The following is a 14287-nucleotide window of genomic DNA, read 5'->3' as shown; positions in this document are numbered from 1 at the left end:
GGCTCAGGCCGCGCGGGATTCCTCGCGCGGCGCGTCCAGGTGGGTGTGCAGGCTGAGGGCGTGATGCTGGAGGATTTCCCCCAGCAGTTGTTGCAGCGGCAGTTCCAGGTAGGCCTGCAGGCTTTGCGCATCGGCCCAGCGGCCGCGCAGGCGCCAGAAGTCGCTGCGGGTGGCCGGCAGCAGCACCTCGTAGGACTGGCAGCCGGGCAACTGGTGCGCGGCGCTGATCAGGCGGTCGAGCAGCTGCGCCAGCTCGGCCTCGTGGCCGGGGCGTGAGCGGATCAGCAGGTGGTGTTCGAGCGGTTGTCGAATGGCCATGAAAGATCTCCTCCTGTCCCGGGCGCTGGAAGGGGGGCTCGGCCCGGTTGTGCCAGAGTAGGAGACGGGCGTCTGCGGGCGGTAGACGGATGCTGTCGGCTTCTTGCCTGATCCTGCGTCATCCGCGCCGCCTTGCCCGAAGCGGCGGATTCCCTGGCCTGGCTGGCATGATGGGGGCTTCCCGCGCTGGCTGGCTTGTACGATCCTGCCGATTGCTTGCCCGATCCTCCAGCGTCCGTCGCCCTGTCACACTTCCCGCGTGTGCCCGGGCGTAAGCTGGACGCCGCCACTCTCGGAGGCCCCCGTATGTCGCAACCCCACGACCCCGTCGCCGCCAGCCGCCAGGAACTGGCCGACATCATCGAGCGCCACTGCAATGGCGTCTCCGGCGTCCACGACACCGCCGTCGAATCGCTGTCGCTGGCGCGCCTGGAGCAGCCCAGCGAAGGCCGCATGCCCACCCTGTACCGCCCGGCGCTGTGCGTCATCGCCCAGGGCAGCAAGGAAATCCGCGTCGGCCCGGAAATCTACCGCTACGACGAACTCAACCTGCTGGTGGTCTCGGTGACCCTGCCGGTGTGCGGCCAGGTGGTCGACGCCTCGGCGGACAAGCCCTACCTGTCGCTGCGCCTGGACATCGACCCGGGCGAACTGACGCGGCTGATCGCCGACGCCGGCCTGGCCGGCAGCACCCCGCGCCCGGCCAGCCGCGGCATCTACCTGCAGCGCCTGGACACCTCGGTGCTCGACGCCCTGCTGCGGCTGATGCGCCTGCTCGACAGCCCGCGCGACATCGCCATGCTGGCGCCGCTGTACATCCGCGAGATTCTCTACCGCCTGCTGCGCGGGCCCCAGGGCCACCTGCTGCACGACCTGGCGATGACCGACAGCCAGACGCACCGGGTGACCCGCGCCATCGAATGGCTCAACCGCAACTTCGACAAGGCTCTGCGCATCGACGACCTGGCCCGCGAGGTCAACCTCAGCCCCTCGACCCTGCACCACCGCTTCAAGGAAGTCACCGCGCTCAGCCCGCTGCAGTACCAGAAGCAGCTGCGCCTGCAGGAGGCGCGCCGGCTGATGCTCTCCGAGGGTCTGGAAGTGGCGGTGGCCGGCCACCGCGTGGGCTACGAGAGCCCCTCGCAGTTCAGCCGCGAATACAGCCGCCTGTTCGGCGCCCCGCCGCTGCGCGACCTGGCCAGCCTGCGCAACGCCCTGGGCGACGCGGCGATGCCGGCCTGACCTTGGCCGAGCCTCGCGGCATGGCGATGGGTATCGCTTCGCTCAACGCCATCCTACGAGGCACGGTGTTTGCCGGGGGGCGTAGGAGCCGTGCCTGCCTGTAAGGTAGGAGCGGATTCATCCGCGATTCCGGCCAACAGGCCGGCGGGCATCTATCAACGCTCGTACAACTCCAACGGCAACCCGTCCGGATCGGCGAAGAAGGTAAAGCGCTTACCGGTCAACCCATCGCAACGGATCGGCTCGCAACGCACCCCCTGCCCCTCCAGCTCGACCACCGCCGCTTCCAGGTCTTCCACGGCAAAAGCCAGGTGGCGCAGCCCCAGAGCCTCGGGATAGGACGGCCGCGGCGGCGCGCCGGGGAAGGAGAACAGCTCCAGCTGCACCTCGCCCAGGGCCAGGTCGAGCTTCCAGGAATCGCGCTCGGCGCGGTAGGTCTCGGCGACAACCCGCAGCCCCAACACCTCGGTATAGAAGCGTTTCGAACGCGGGTAATCGGAGCAGATCAGGGCAACGTGATGGAGGCTGTGCAGATTCATGGGCTGGGGCCGCTGCGGAAAAACACCCGACCCATTATGCAGCCTGCCCGCCGCCCCCCGTAGGATGGCGTTGAGCGAAGCGATACCCATCGCTGGATATCGCCCCGCTCATGCAGCCGGGCCCTCAGCGCGCCTTGCGCACGCCCTCGGCCAGTTCGCGGCACAGGCCCAGCACGCCCTGCACGGCGTCGGCGGAGCTTCCCGCGTTGGCGATCTTGTCCACCAGCGCCGAGCCCACCACCACGCCGTCGGCCAGGCGGGCGACGCTGGCGGCGTGTTCCGGGGTGCGGATGCCGAAGCCGATGGCCACCGGCAGGTCGGTGTGGCGGCGCAGGCGCGCCACGGCCTGCTCGACGTGCTCCAGGGTCGCGGCTCCCGCGCCGGTCACGCCGGCCACCGAGACGTAGTAGACGAAGCCCGAGCTGCCCGCGAGCACCGTGGGCAGGCGCTTGTCGTCGGTGGTCGGGGTGGTCAGGCGGATGAAGTCCAGCCCCGCGGCCTGGGCCGGCTGGCACAGGTCCTCGTTATGCTCCGGCGGCAGGTCGACGATGATCAGGCCGTCGACGCCGGCTTCCTTGGCATCGGCGATGAAGCGCTCGACGCCGTAGTAGTGGATGGGGTTGAAGTAGCCCATCAGCACCAGCGGGGTGCTGTCGTTGCCGGCGCGGAATTCGCGGACCATCTTCAGCGTCCTGGCCAGGTTCTGGCCGTTGCCCAGGGCGCGGATGTTGGCCAGCTGGATCGCCGGGCCGTCGGCCATCGGGTCGGTGAACGGCATGCCCAGCTCGATCACGTCGGCGCCGGCCTCGGGCAGGCCCTTGAGGATGTCCAGCGAGGTGGAGTAGCCCGGGTCGCCGGCGGTGATGAAGGTCACCAGAGCGGCGCGGTTCTGCTGTTTCAGTTCGGCGAAGCGGGTCTGCAGGCGGCTCATGCTTGCTGCTCCTGTTGCATGTGGTGCATGACGGTCTGCATGTCCTTGTCGCCACGACCGGACAGGTTCACCACCATGATGTGGTCCTTGGGCAGGTTCGGCGCGCGCTTGAACACCTCGGCCAGGGCGTGGGAGGACTCCAGCGCCGGGATGATGCCTTCCAGGCGGCAGCAGGTGTGGAAGGCCTGCAGCGCTTCGTGGTCGGTGATCGAGGTGTACTCGACGCGGCCGATGTCGTGCAGCCACGCGTGTTCCGGGCCGATGCCGGGGTAGTCCAGGCCGGCGGAGATGGAGTGGGCATCGATGATCTGGCCGTCCTCGTCCTGCAGCAGGAAGGTGCGGTTGCCGTGCAGCACGCCGGGCACGCCGCCGTTCAGGCTGGCCGCGTGCTTGCCGGTCTCGATGCCGTGGCCGGCGGCTTCCACGCCGATGATCTTCACCCCGGCGTCATCCAGGAACGGGTGGAACAGGCCCATGGCGTTGGAGCCGCCGCCGATGCAGGCGACCAGGGAATCGGGCAGGCGCCCTTCCTTCTCGGCCAGCTGCTCGCGGGTTTCCTTGCCGATCACCGCCTGGAAGTCGCGGACCATCGCCGGGTAGGGGTGCGGGCCGGCCACGGTGCCGATCAGGTAGAAGGTGTCGTGGACGTTGGTCACCCAGTCGCGCAGGGCTTCGTTCATGGCGTCCTTGAGAGTGCCGGTGCCGGCGGTGACCGGGATCACCTCGGCGCCCAGCAGGCGCATGCGGAAGACGTTGGCCTGCTGGCGGTCGATGTCGGTGGTGCCCATGTAGACCACGCACTTCATGCCGAAGCGCGCCGCCACGGTGGCGGTGGCCACGCCGTGCATGCCGGCGCCGGTCTCGGCGATGATGCGCTGCTTGCCCATGCGCCTGGCCAGGAGGATCTGGCCGATGCAGTTGTTGATCTTGTGCGCGCCGGTGTGGTTCAGCTCTTCGCGCTTGAGGTAGATCTTCGCGCCGCCGCAGTGCTCGGTCAGGCGCTCGGCGAAGTACAGCGGGCTCGGGCGGCCGACGTAGTCGCGCTGGAAGTAGGCCAGTTCCTTGTGGAACTCCGGATCTTCCTTGGCCTTGTCGTACTCGCGGGCCAGGTCGTGGATCAGCGGCATCAGCGTCTCGGCGACGTACTGGCCGCCGAAGCTGCCGAACAGGCCCTTGGCGTCGGGACCGGTGCGCAATGTGGACATGGGAAGGCTCCTCTGGTGTCGGTAGGCAGGAGCGCCCCTGGGTGCGAAACACCTCCAGGGAAGCACGGCTTTTCGTAGGATGGCGTTGAGCGAAGCGATACCCATCACCACGGCAGCATGGGTATCGCAAGCTCAACCCATCCTACGAAGAGCACCTCGGCGCAAGGCCGTTGCTCCTACGGAATGTGCCGAGGATACGACTGCCAGCCGGGCGGGAAAAGCGATAAGATCGCCCGGACATGTCAGGAAAACTCACAGGTTTAACGCCATGAGCCGCGACCTTCCCCCGCTCAACGCCCTGCGCGCCTTCGATGCCGTCGCCCGTCTCGGCGGCGTGAGCCAGGCGGCGGCCGAGCTGCATGTCACCCACGGCGCGGTGAGCCGGCAGCTGCGGCAACTGGAGGAAGACCTCGGCGTGGCCCTGCTGGCCAAGGACGGGCGCGGCGTAAAACTCACCGATGCCGGGCGCCGCTTGGGCGAGGCCAGCGGCGACGCCTTCGAGCGCCTGCGCCGTGTCTGCGCCGAGCTGCGCCAGGCTGGCGGCGAGGCGCCCTTCGTGCTCGGTTGCCCGGGAAGCCTGCTGGCCCGCTGGTTCATCCCGCGCCTGGACCGCCTCAACCGCGAGCTGCCGGAACTGCGCCTGCAACTCTCGGCCAGCGAGGGCGAACTGGACCCACGCCGCGGCGGCGTCGACGCCACCCTGCTGTTCGCCGAGCCGCCGTGGCCGGCCGACATGCAGGTGTTCGAACTGGCCGCCGAGCGCATCGGCCCGGTGCTCAGCCCGCGCCACCCGCGCTTCGCCGAACTGCAGCTGGCCGAGCCCCGGGCGCTGCTGGGCGAGGCATTGCTGCACACCGCCTCGCGGCCCCAGGCCTGGCCGCAATGGGCGCTCGCCCAGGGCCTGGACGCCGGCGCCCTGCACCTGGGCCAGGGCTTCGAGCACCTGTACTACCTGCTGGAAGCGGCGGTGGCCGGCCTTGGCGTGGCCATCGCCCCCCAGGCGCTGGTGGCCGACGACCTCGCCGCCGGCCGCCTCGCCGCGCCCTGGGGCTTCGCCGAAACCGCCGCGCGCCTGGCGCTGTGGGTGCCGGCCCGGCGCGGCGACGCCCGCGCCGAACGCCTGGCCCGCTGGTTGCGAACGGAACTGGCCGCGCGCTGAGGGTTGCCCCCTGGCGGCAATTTGCTGCACTTCCAGGGCTCGGCTAGTGTCCTACGAGGACATTCAGCACTGCGCGCCGCCGGGCGCGCTCAAGGAGAAGCCGATGTCGAACCATCACACCTACAAGAAGATCGAGCTGGTCGGGTCTTCGCGCACCAGCATCGAGGACGCCATCAACAACGCCCTGGCCGAGGCCTCGAAGTCGTTGAAGAACCTGGAATGGTTCGAGGTGGTGGACACCCGCGGGCATATCGAGAACGGTGCGGTGGGGCATTACCAGGTGACGCTGAAGGTCGGCTTCAAGATCGCCGACAGCTGACCGGCATTTGCCGCCGCGCGCCCGCGGGCCGGGGCGCCGGGGGCTTTCGGGGGCCGCCGCGGGGCGGCCGTTTCACGGGCCCAGCGGGGCCCTTCGTCCATTCGTTCAACGGAGAGCATCAGCCATGAAGAACCTGTTGTTGGCCGCCGGCCTACTGGCCATGGCGGGCAGCGTCCTGGCCGCCGGCAAGCCGTGCGAGGAGCTCAAGGCCGAGATCGACGCGAAACTCCAGGCCAAGGGCGTCTCGGGCTACACCCTGGAGATCGTCGACAAGGGCGCGGGTGGCGCTCGTCAGGTGGTCGGCACCTGCGAGGGCGGCAGCAAGGAGATCGTCTATTCGCGGCACTGAAGCCGCCGCGGGACCGCGAAGGGGCGCCATTGGCGCCCCTTCGTCGTTGGGCACTCTGTCGCCGCCGCGCTGTCTCTCGTTAGGATAGGGCGCCCCGTGGTGGGGCTGACGAGGGAATGCCATGACCGTGAGCAAGTTCGCCGTGCTGATGCTGGCCCTGGCCTGCGCGGGCGCCGCCCAGGCGAAGACCAAGCCGTGCGAGGAACTCAAGGCGGAGATCGAGACCAAGATCCAGTCCGCCGGGGTGACCGCCTACACCCTGGAGATAGTCACCAACGCCGAGGTGAAGGACCCGAGCATGGTGGTCGGCAGCTGCGAGGGCGGCACGCGCAAGATCATCTACCAGAAGAACGACGACTGAGCCGCCCGGCTCAGAACAGCCCGCAGTCCATCCGCCCCTGGAAATCGGTCTTGGCCACCAGCTGGCCGTTGGCATCGGTGAGCAGGGCCAGGGCCTTGCGCAGTTGCGGGCGCACTTCCAGGCGGTAGCGCTGGCCGGGGGCGAAGTTGTCGTAGGTCAGCCATACGCGGCAGGTGATCTGCGTGGTGTTGTCGCTCATCGCCAGGCCGCCGCCGCCACCCCCGGGAATCTCGTACTGGTAGCGCACTTCCAGCTCGTGCTTGCCCGGCGGCACCTGGAAGAAGCGGCCGTCGCGCAGCACCTGCTTGTCCAGGCGCTCGGCGAGCAGGGTGTTGGCCGGCTGGGTGTAGAGGTCGACCCAGGCCAGCTGCGGGTCGTGGGCCGGCAGCGGGCCGGCGCAGGCGCTCAGCAGGGCCGGGAGGAACAGCAGCGGGAGTTTGCCCATGGCGGTGTCGCTCGAAGCGGGGAATCCGCCCAGCATACGCCCTGGGCGGCGCCGCGGCGCGTTCGCTCAGACCTTCTCGCAGCGCCCGGTGCGGCCGCGGGCGATTTCATTGGCCTGCTGGTCGTACAGCCGCGCCCAGGGGTAGAAGCCGATGCTGCCGGTCTCCAGGCGGTAACGCTGGCCGGCGCCGAAGTCCTTGTACTTGAGGGTCAGCTGGCAGTCGCGCCACATCGCCTCGGAAACTGCGGCCTCGGAACCGATGTTCTGCGGTTCGACCTGGAACTGGTAGCGCACGCGCAGCTCGTGCTGGCCGGGGTCGACCTCGAAGTAGCGGGTGCTGTGCCAGGGCTGGTCGTCCACCTGCAGGGCCGAGAGGTCGCTCTGGCCGTTGGTGTCGAGGTCGATCCAGGCACGGTTGGGGTCGGGTTGCGGCAGGATCAGCGAGCAACCGCTCAGGACGAGCAGGCCGGTGGCGAGCAGCAGCGGGCGCATGGGTACACTCCAGGGTGGTCTCGTTGTGTCGGCAGCGGCGGTTCGGGGCCTGTGCTAATGTGCCGCGCATGCCCGCCCGCCTGTGTATTGCGTTTCTCGACCGCCGATTGCCCCGCTGGGTTCCCTGCCTGGCGTTCTTCCTGCTGGGCGGTTGTTCCACCGCCGGCTATTACAGCCAACTGGGCAACGGCCAGTTGCAGTTGCTGGCGGCCCGCGAGCCGGTGGCCGAGGTGGTCGCCGACCCCGCCCGCGACGCCAGGCTGCGCCAGCGCCTGGCGCTGTCCCAGGAGGCCCGCGCCTTCGCCAGCGCCGAGCTGGCCCTGCCGGACAACCGCAGCTACCGGCTGTACAGCGATATCCACCGGCCCTACGTGGTGTGGAACGTGTTCGCCACGCCGGAGCTGTCGCTGCAGCCGCTCACCCACTGCTTCCCCATCGCCGGCTGCGTGGCCTACCGCGGCTACTACGCCGAGGCCGGCGCCAAGGCTGAGGCGCAGCGCCTGAAGGCGCAGAGCTGGGACGTCTACGTCGGCGGCGTGGAGGCCTACTCCACCCTCGGCTGGTTCGACGACCCGATCATCAGCAGCATGCTGCGCTGGGACGACCAGCGCCTGGCCGAGACGCTGTTCCACGAGCTGGCCCACCAGCGCTTCTACCTGCCGGGCGACACCGCCTTCAACGAATCCTACGCCAGCTTCGTCGAGCAGGAGGGCGGCCGCCGCTGGCGCGCCTTCCGCGGCCTGCCGCCGGAACAGGCCAGCCGCGTGCGCCAGCGCGAAGGCTTCACCCGCCTGGTGCTGGACACCCGCGAGCGCCTGAAGGAGCTCTACGCCCGCGACCTGCCCGAGGCCGACAAGCGCGCCGCCAAGGCCGCCGAGTTCGAGCGCCTGCGCCGCGACTACCGTGAACTGTGCCAGCGCGAATGGGCCGGCAAGTGCCCCTACGACGCCTGGGTGAACGGCCCGCTGAACAACGCCAAGCTGCTGCCATTCGGCCTCTACGACCAGTGGGTGCCGGCCTTCGCCACCCTGCTGCGCCAGGTCGGCGGCAACTGGCCGGCGTTCTATGCGCGGGTCGAGAAGCTCGGCGCGCTGCCCGCGGAAGAGCGCCAGGCAGCGCTGGTTCGACTGAAAACCGGCGAATTCGTCAGCCTGCGCTAGGCTCACCCGTAAAGAGTCGATTTCTTGACTTCGCGCGGGCCGCCATGGCCCCCCTGCCCCGGGTCAACGGGCATGGAGGTGCGCCATGGGCCTGGTCCATTGCACCTTGGTCTGCCTGGGCCTGCCGTTGCTGATGGCCTGCGCCGCCGGGAGCTACCAGGAGCAGTTGCACGAGGGCCAGCGGCAAGTGCTGGCCAATGCCCTGCCGGTGGCCGAGGTGCTGGCCGACCCCGGCACCGACGCGCGCACCCGGCGCCTGCTCGCCGCCGCCCTGGCCGCCCGCGACTTCGCCAGCCGCCACCTGGACCTGCCGGACAACGCCAGCTACCGCCGCTACGCCGACCTGCGCCGGGACTATGCGGTGTGGAACCTGTTCGCTACCGACGAATTCTCCCTGCGGCCGCGCGATCGCTGCTTTCCCCGCGCCGGCTGCGTCAGCTACCTCGGCTTCTACGATCCGCATGCCGCTCGGCGCGCGGCGGCCGAGCTGCAGCGCCAGGGCCTGGACACCTGCATAGGCGCGGCCGCGGCCTTCACCATTCCCGGGCGCGAGGATGCGCCCATCCTCAGCACCATGCTCGGCGACGAGGCGCACCAGGCCGAGCTGATCTTCCACGAGCTGGCCCACCAGCGCCTGTACCTGCCCGGCGACAGCGCCTTCAACGAATCCCTGGCGGTCTTCGTGCAGCGGGAGGGGCTGCGCCAGTGGCTGGCCTCGCGCGGGCAGCCGTTGCCGACGGAGACGGGGCCACGGCAGCGCGAGGAGCTGGCGGCCCTGCTGCTGGCGACGCGGGCGCGGTTGCAGGCGCTCTACGCCAGCGGCCTGCCGCCGGAGGCCATGCGGGCGCGCAAGGCCGCCGAGTTCGAGCGCCTGCGTAGCGAATACCGGCAACTGGTGGCCCGGCGCTGGGGTGGCAAGGGCCTGTTCGACGGCTGGATCGACGGGCCGCTGAACAACGCCACGCTGCTGCCCTTCGCGCTCTACGACCAGTGGGTGCCGGCCTTCGCCGCGCTATACCGCCAGGTCGACGGCGACTGGTCGGCGTTCTATGCCCAGGCCGCAAGGCTCGGCGCGCTGCCCGCGGCGCAGCGGCAGGCGGCGTTGGAGCAGCTTGCGGATGGGCGGTTTCGGTGGTTGTGAGGCACCGCCTGCGCCGAGGCGCTCTTCGTAGGATGGGTTGAGCTTGCGAAACCCATCGGGCCGGGGTGATGGGTATCGCTTCGCTCAACCCATCCTACGATGGCGTTTCTCCTGTGCCTGCAGGAGCGGTTGCATTCCTCACCCCGTAGGAGCGGATTTATCCGCGATTTCGCCGGCAGGGCCGGCGCTGGGCCTATCGCGGACGGAGCCCGCTCCTACGCCACCCCCACCCGCGTAGCTTCCCTGTAGGAGCGCGCCCTGCGCGCGAAATCGCGGGCCGGGCCCGCTCCTACGAAGAGCGGTTCGGTGCGGCCTGTAAGGCAGTTGTTCTCAGTCCGCCGCATCCGGGGCGTGCAGCGGCAGGTCCAGCTGCACGCGGCGGCGCAGCCAGGGGCTGGGGCGGTAGCGCGGTTCGCCGTAGCAGGCCTGCAGGCCCTGGAGGATGGTGAGGATGCGCGCCGCGCCGTAGTGCTCGCCGAAGGCCAGCGGGCCGAAGGGGTAGCCCAGGGCCAGTTGCACCGCGCGGTCGAGGGTCACCGGGGTGGCGATGCCGCGCTGGGCGATCTCGCAGCCCAGGTTGACGATGCTGGCGATCACCCGCTGGGTGACGAAGCCGGCGGAGTCGTTGATCACCTCCACCGGCACGCCGTCGGCGCCCAGGGCCTGGCGCGCCTGAGCCTCCAGCTGCGGGTCGAGGGCCGGCTGGCGCATCAGCACGCGGCGCTTGTCAAGGTCGCCGAAGCTTTCCAGGGCCAGGCTGCGCTCCGCCGGCAGGCCGAGGGCGTCGATGCGGGTGCTGGCGTCTTCCCCCAGCGGGGTGACCAGGCAGATGGCGCGGGCCGAAGGCGCCTCGGCGCTCTCCAGCACCAGCCCGGCCTGGATCAGCAACTGGCCGACGTGGTGGCGCAGCTCCGGGTCCTGGCTGTCCAGCCAGAAGGGCCGGTCCAGCACCACCGGCTCGGGTTGCGGCTCCGGCTCGCGCAGCGGCTGGCCGTCGCGGTAGCGGTAGAAGCCCTCGCCGCTCTTGCGCCCGAGCAGGCCGGCGGCCACCCGCTGCGCCGCCAGGGGCGAGGGCAGGTAGCGCGGGTCCTGGTAGAACTGCTGGTAGAGCGATTCCATCACCGCGTGGGAAACGTCCAGCCCGGTCAGGTCGAACAGCTCGAAGGGCCCCATGCGGAAGCCGGCGCCGTCGCGCAGGATGCGGTCGATCTGCGCGGCGCTGGCGATGCCTTCGCCGAGGATGCGCAAGGCCTCGGTGCTGTAGGCGCGGCCGGCGTGGTTGACGATGAAGCCGGGGCTGTCCGGGCTCACCGCCGGGAAGTGCCCGGCCTGCTCGGCCAGGCGCGAAAGGCGCGTTATCACCGCCTCGTCGGTGCGCTGGCCGCGCACCACTTCGACGATGCGCATCAGGGGCGCCGGGTTGAAGAAGTGGAAGCCGGCCACTCGCTCGGGGCGTCGGCAGCGCGCGGCGATACGGGTGATCGACAGCGACGAGGTGTTGCTGGCCAGCACCGCGTCGTCCGCCACCCGCGCTTCCAGTTCGGCGAGCAGCGCCTGCTTGGCGCCGAGGTCTTCGACGATGGCCTCGACCAGCAGGTCGCAGCCGGCCAGCTCGTCCAGGCTGTGCGCCGCTTGCAGGCGCTGCAGGGTGGCGGCCAGGGCGTCGGCGCCGAGCTTGCCCTTGGCGGCGGCGCGCTCGAGCAGCTCGCGGTTGAAGTCCAGGGCCTGCTGGATGCTCTCGGCGCGGCTGTCGTAGAGCTGCACCGGCACCCCGGCGCTGGCGAACAACTGGGCGATGCCGCGGCCCATGGCGCCGGCGCCTATCACGCCGATGCGGCGGAACGCGGGAAGGTTGCTCTCGGGCATGGGCTTGGGGCCCCTGTCTGGCTGGCTTGTCTTCACCTTAGTCGCTGTCGTCACGTCGTGGGGTTCCGTCGTGCTTCCAGGTCGCGCAACTGGCGGCGGAGCATCTTGCCCACCGAGGTCTTGGGCAGCTCGTCGAGAATCTCGACGAAGCTCGGCACCTTGTAGCCGGTGAGGTGCTCGCGGCAGTGGGCGATGATCGCGGCGGCGTCCAGGGCCGGGTCGCGCAGGCTGACGAACAGCTTCACCGATTCGCCCTTGCGCAGGTCCGGCACGCCGATGGCGATGCACTCGCGGATGCCCGGGTGGCGCATCACCGCGTCCTCCACCTCGTTGGGGAAGACGTTGAAGCCCGACACCAGGATCATGTCCTTCTTGCGGTCGACGATCTTCAGCAGGCCGTTGGCATCCTGCAGGGCGATGTCGCCGGTGCGCAGCCAGCCGTCGGCGTCCAGCACCTGGGCGGTTTCCTCCGGGCGGCCCCAGTAGCCGAGCATCACCTGCGGGCCGCGCAGGCACAGCTCGCCGGGCACTTCCAGCGGGCACGGGTTGCCCTCCTCGTCGACGATGCGCACCTCGGTGTCGATCAGCGGCTGGCCGACGAAGCCCTCGCGGTAGGGCGTCAGCCGGGTGTTGGTGCACACCACAGGCGATGCCTCGGTGAGGCCGAAGCCCTCCAGCACCGGGGCGCCGGTGAGCGCCTGCCAGCGCCGGCCGACTTCCAGGTTGAGCGGCGCGCCGCCGCTGGTCACCCATTTCAGGTGGCTGAAGTCCAGGCTGGCGAAGGCCGGGTGGTTCATCAGCCCGACGAACAGGCTGTTCAGCCCGCTGAGCAGGCTGAAGGGGTAGCGGCGCATGGCCTCGATGATCTCGTCGAGGTTGCGCCCGTCGCGGATCACCACGGTGTGCAGCCCCATGGCCACCGAGCTGAGGCAGTTCGTGGAGAAGGCCATGATGTGGTACAGCGGCAGCGGGGCGATGCGCACGTCGTTGGCCGGGTCGAGCAGGCCCGGGCGCATGAACAGCTCCAGGGTCTGGATGACGTTGGCCAGCAGGTTGTAGTGGCTGAGCATGGCGCCCTTGGACACGCCGGTGGTGCCGCCGGTGTACTGCAGCAGCGCCAGGCGTTCCAGGCCCGGCTCGGCGTCCAGCGGCGGGGCTTCGGCGCCCAGGCGCAGGGCCTGCATGAAGCGCGTGGCGTCGGGCTCGTCGCAGGCGTACTGCGGCGCTTGCATGTCTTCCACCGAGGTCAGCAGCACCTGGCGCACCGCGCTGTCGCCCTGGACCTTGCGCAGCAGCGGCAGCAGGCGGTCGAGCAGCAGTATGGCCACGGCGCCGGAGTCGCGCAGCTGGTGGCTCAGCTCGCCGGCGGTGTACTGCGGGTTGGTGTTGACCAGCACCAGCCCGGCCTTGAGCGCGCCGAAGGCGGCGATGGGGTATTGCAGGGAGTTGGGCAGCATCAGCGCCAGGCGCTCGCCGGGTTGCAGGCCGGCGCAGTGGCGCAGGTAACGGGCGAAGGCGTCGGCCTGGCGCTCCAGCTCGGCGAAGCTCAGGCAACTGCCGGCGCAGGAGAAGGCGGGGCGCTCGGGGTGTTCGCGGCTGGCGTCGCGCAGCAGGTCGTGGACGTTGTGGTAACCGCGCGCGGCGAATTGCGCGGCGACATGGCTTTCGGCAGTGACGGGCATCGTCGCCCTCCATCAGTGAATTGTTATTCTGCTCTGCGAAACATGATGTCGAAATCGATGGTATGCGATAGCCTTTGCCTGTGCAACGGCCCGTCGCCCTGCTGTCCGCGGCATGCCGATCTGCTATCGTTCGCCCGCGCCGGACGCCGCTCCGGCCCTTATTTCCCCATAGCCGAGGCAGCATGAGCGACGATTTCGAAGACTCCAGCGCACCCAAGGACCGCAAGTTCGTCGAGGCCCTGGCCCGCGGCCTGGACGTGCTGCGCGCCTTCACCCACGGCTCGGTGGTGCTGGGCAACCAGGAGATCGCGCGGATCACCGGCCTGCCCAAGCCGACCGTGTCGCGCATGACCTACACGCTGACCAGGCTCGGCTACCTCAGCTATTCGCAGCAGCACGAGAAGTACCAGCTGGATTCCGGCGTGCTCGCCCTGGGCTACGCCTACGTGTCGAACCTGCGCGTGCGCCAGCTGGCCAAGCCGTACATGGACGCCTTCGCCCGCCGCACCAACACCACCGTGGGCCTGACCTGCCGCGACTGGCTGTCGATGATCTACGTGGAGAACTGCCGGCCGCCGGAGGCTACCTCGCTGCGTATGGATGCTGGTGTGCGCCTGCCGTTGGCTACCACTGCTGCGGGTCGTGCCTACCTGGCGGCGACTCCGGAGCAGGAGCGGGAGCATTTGCTGCAGGCCCTCGAAGCCCGTCATGAAGGCGACTGGGCGGCCATGCGTGCGTCGCTGGAGCGTTCCTTCGAGGAATATCGCGAGCATGGTTTCTGCCTGTCCCTCGGTGACTGGGACCGTAATGTGCGTGCGGCCGGCGTGCCGCTGCGCCTGGCCGATGGGGGGCTGATGGCGCTGACCTGTGGTGCGCCGTCGTTCCAGTTGAGCGAGGAAACGCTCAAGGGGTCGCTGGCCCATGAGCTGGAGATGCTGGCGCGGGATATCGAGAGCCTGGGGGCCTGAGGCGGGTTCGCGAGCAAGCTCGCTCCAAGGTGTGGGTCTGGTGGTGTTGGTGCTCGGGCTTTTCCCTCACCCCAGCCCTCTCCCAGAGGGAGAGGGAGCTGTCCGTGCCG

16 protein-coding genes are annotated in these 14287 nt (G+C 69.7%); 8 read left to right on the top strand and 8 right to left on the bottom strand.

What is annotated here, in order from left to right:
- Nucleotides 1–3 precede the first annotated feature (3 nt).
- Nucleotides 4–318 carry an antibiotic biosynthesis monooxygenase family protein gene (locus FG99_RS12980; protein WP_043270095.1) on the bottom strand — a complete coding sequence of 105 codons (315 nt, stop codon included), beginning with the start codon at nt 316–318 and terminating at the stop codon, nt 4–6.
- Nucleotides 319–624: 306 nt separating this feature from the next.
- On the opposite strand from FG99_RS12980, the gene FG99_RS12975 reads away from it, so the two are divergent.
- Complete coding sequence (locus FG99_RS12975; RefSeq protein WP_009614506.1) at nt 625–1560, top strand: AraC family transcriptional regulator; 936 nt, start codon at nt 625–627, stop codon at nt 1558–1560.
- 155 nt (nt 1561–1715) lie between these two features.
- On the opposite strand, the gene FG99_RS12970 is transcribed toward FG99_RS12975, so the two are convergent.
- The 3 genes from FG99_RS12970 to trpB form a co-directional block, all read right to left on the bottom strand.
- Nucleotides 1716–2099, bottom strand: coding sequence for an SMU1112c/YaeR family gloxylase I-like metalloprotein (locus FG99_RS12970; protein WP_043270344.1), 384 nt, complete (start codon nt 2097–2099; stop codon nt 1716–1718).
- Nucleotides 2100–2223: 124 nt separating this feature from the next.
- Nucleotides 2224–3030: a tryptophan synthase subunit alpha gene (gene trpA, locus FG99_RS12965; RefSeq protein ID WP_043270093.1), complete on the bottom strand. Its 807-nt coding sequence runs from the start codon at nt 3028–3030 to the stop codon at nt 2224–2226.
- Nucleotides 3027–4235, bottom strand: a complete 1209-nt coding sequence (gene trpB, locus FG99_RS12960; protein WP_043270091.1) for a tryptophan synthase subunit beta — start codon at nt 4233–4235, stop codon at nt 3027–3029. Before trpB ends, trpA begins: the two co-directional genes overlap by 4 nt.
- Before the next feature lie 268 nt (nt 4236–4503).
- Here trpB and FG99_RS12955 point away from each other — a divergent pair, with 268 nt between their 5' ends.
- The 4 genes from FG99_RS12955 (at nt 4504) to FG99_RS12940 (ending at nt 6423) form a co-directional block, all read left to right on the top strand.
- Nucleotides 4504–5394, top strand: coding sequence for a LysR family transcriptional regulator (locus FG99_RS12955; RefSeq protein ID WP_043270089.1), 891 nt, complete (start codon nt 4504–4506; stop codon nt 5392–5394).
- 103 nt (nt 5395–5497) lie between these two features.
- Complete coding sequence (locus FG99_RS12950; protein ID WP_009614515.1) at nt 5498–5713, top strand: dodecin; 216 nt, start codon at nt 5498–5500, stop codon at nt 5711–5713.
- A gap of 124 nt (nt 5714–5837) precedes the next feature.
- Nucleotides 5838–6062, top strand: a complete 225-nt coding sequence (locus tag FG99_RS12945; RefSeq protein ID WP_043270087.1) for a DUF1161 domain-containing protein — start codon at nt 5838–5840, stop codon at nt 6060–6062.
- 148 nt (nt 6063–6210) lie between these two features.
- Nucleotides 6211–6423 carry a DUF1161 domain-containing protein gene (locus FG99_RS12940; protein WP_099049091.1) on the top strand — a complete coding sequence of 71 codons (213 nt, stop codon included), beginning with the start codon at nt 6211–6213 and terminating at the stop codon, nt 6421–6423.
- A gap of 10 nt (nt 6424–6433) precedes the next feature.
- On the opposite strand, the gene FG99_RS12935 is transcribed toward FG99_RS12940, so the two are convergent.
- Nucleotides 6434–6868 (bottom strand): PA0061/PA0062 family lipoprotein, encoded by a 435-nt coding sequence (locus FG99_RS12935; RefSeq protein WP_009614521.1) that lies wholly within the window; start codon nt 6866–6868, stop codon nt 6434–6436.
- A gap of 66 nt (nt 6869–6934) precedes the next feature.
- Nucleotides 6935–7360 carry a PA0061/PA0062 family lipoprotein gene (locus tag FG99_RS12930; protein WP_043270085.1) on the bottom strand — a complete coding sequence of 142 codons (426 nt, stop codon included), beginning with the start codon at nt 7358–7360 and terminating at the stop codon, nt 6935–6937.
- Between the two features lie 68 nt (nt 7361–7428).
- Here FG99_RS12930 and FG99_RS12925 point away from each other — a divergent pair, with 68 nt between their 5' ends.
- A complete protein-coding gene (locus FG99_RS12925; protein WP_051878802.1) occupies nt 7429–8520 on the top strand; it encodes an aminopeptidase in 1092 nt (363 codons plus the stop codon).
- An 85-nt stretch (nt 8521–8605) separates the two neighbouring features.
- The gene (locus tag FG99_RS12920; protein WP_043270083.1) at nt 8606–9661 is read left to right on the top strand and encodes an aminopeptidase; all 1056 of its coding nucleotides are present in this window, start codon (nt 8606–8608) and stop codon (nt 9659–9661) included.
- Nucleotides 9662–9991: 330 nt separating this feature from the next.
- Here the strand turns inward: FG99_RS12920 and FG99_RS12915 are convergent, their stop codons facing one another.
- Complete coding sequence (locus FG99_RS12915) at nt 9992–11527, bottom strand: 3-hydroxyacyl-CoA dehydrogenase (RefSeq protein WP_043270082.1); 1536 nt, start codon at nt 11525–11527, stop codon at nt 9992–9994.
- Between the two features lie 50 nt (nt 11528–11577).
- The gene (locus FG99_RS12910) at nt 11578–13209 is read right to left on the bottom strand and encodes an AMP-binding protein (protein WP_043270081.1); all 1632 of its coding nucleotides are present in this window, start codon (nt 13207–13209) and stop codon (nt 11578–11580) included.
- A 182-nt stretch (nt 13210–13391) separates the two neighbouring features.
- Here FG99_RS12910 and FG99_RS12905 point away from each other — a divergent pair, with 182 nt between their 5' ends.
- The gene (locus tag FG99_RS12905; protein WP_009614533.1) at nt 13392–14177 is read left to right on the top strand and encodes an IclR family transcriptional regulator; all 786 of its coding nucleotides are present in this window, start codon (nt 13392–13394) and stop codon (nt 14175–14177) included.
- The last annotated feature ends 110 nt before the right edge of the window (nt 14178–14287 follow it).

This window comes from Pseudomonas sp. AAC (assembly GCF_000725445.1).
GTDB classification, from domain to species: Bacteria; Pseudomonadota; Gammaproteobacteria; order Pseudomonadales; family Pseudomonadaceae; genus Pseudomonas; species Pseudomonas citronellolis.
This window is presented reverse-complemented; position numbering and strand designations above follow the sequence as displayed.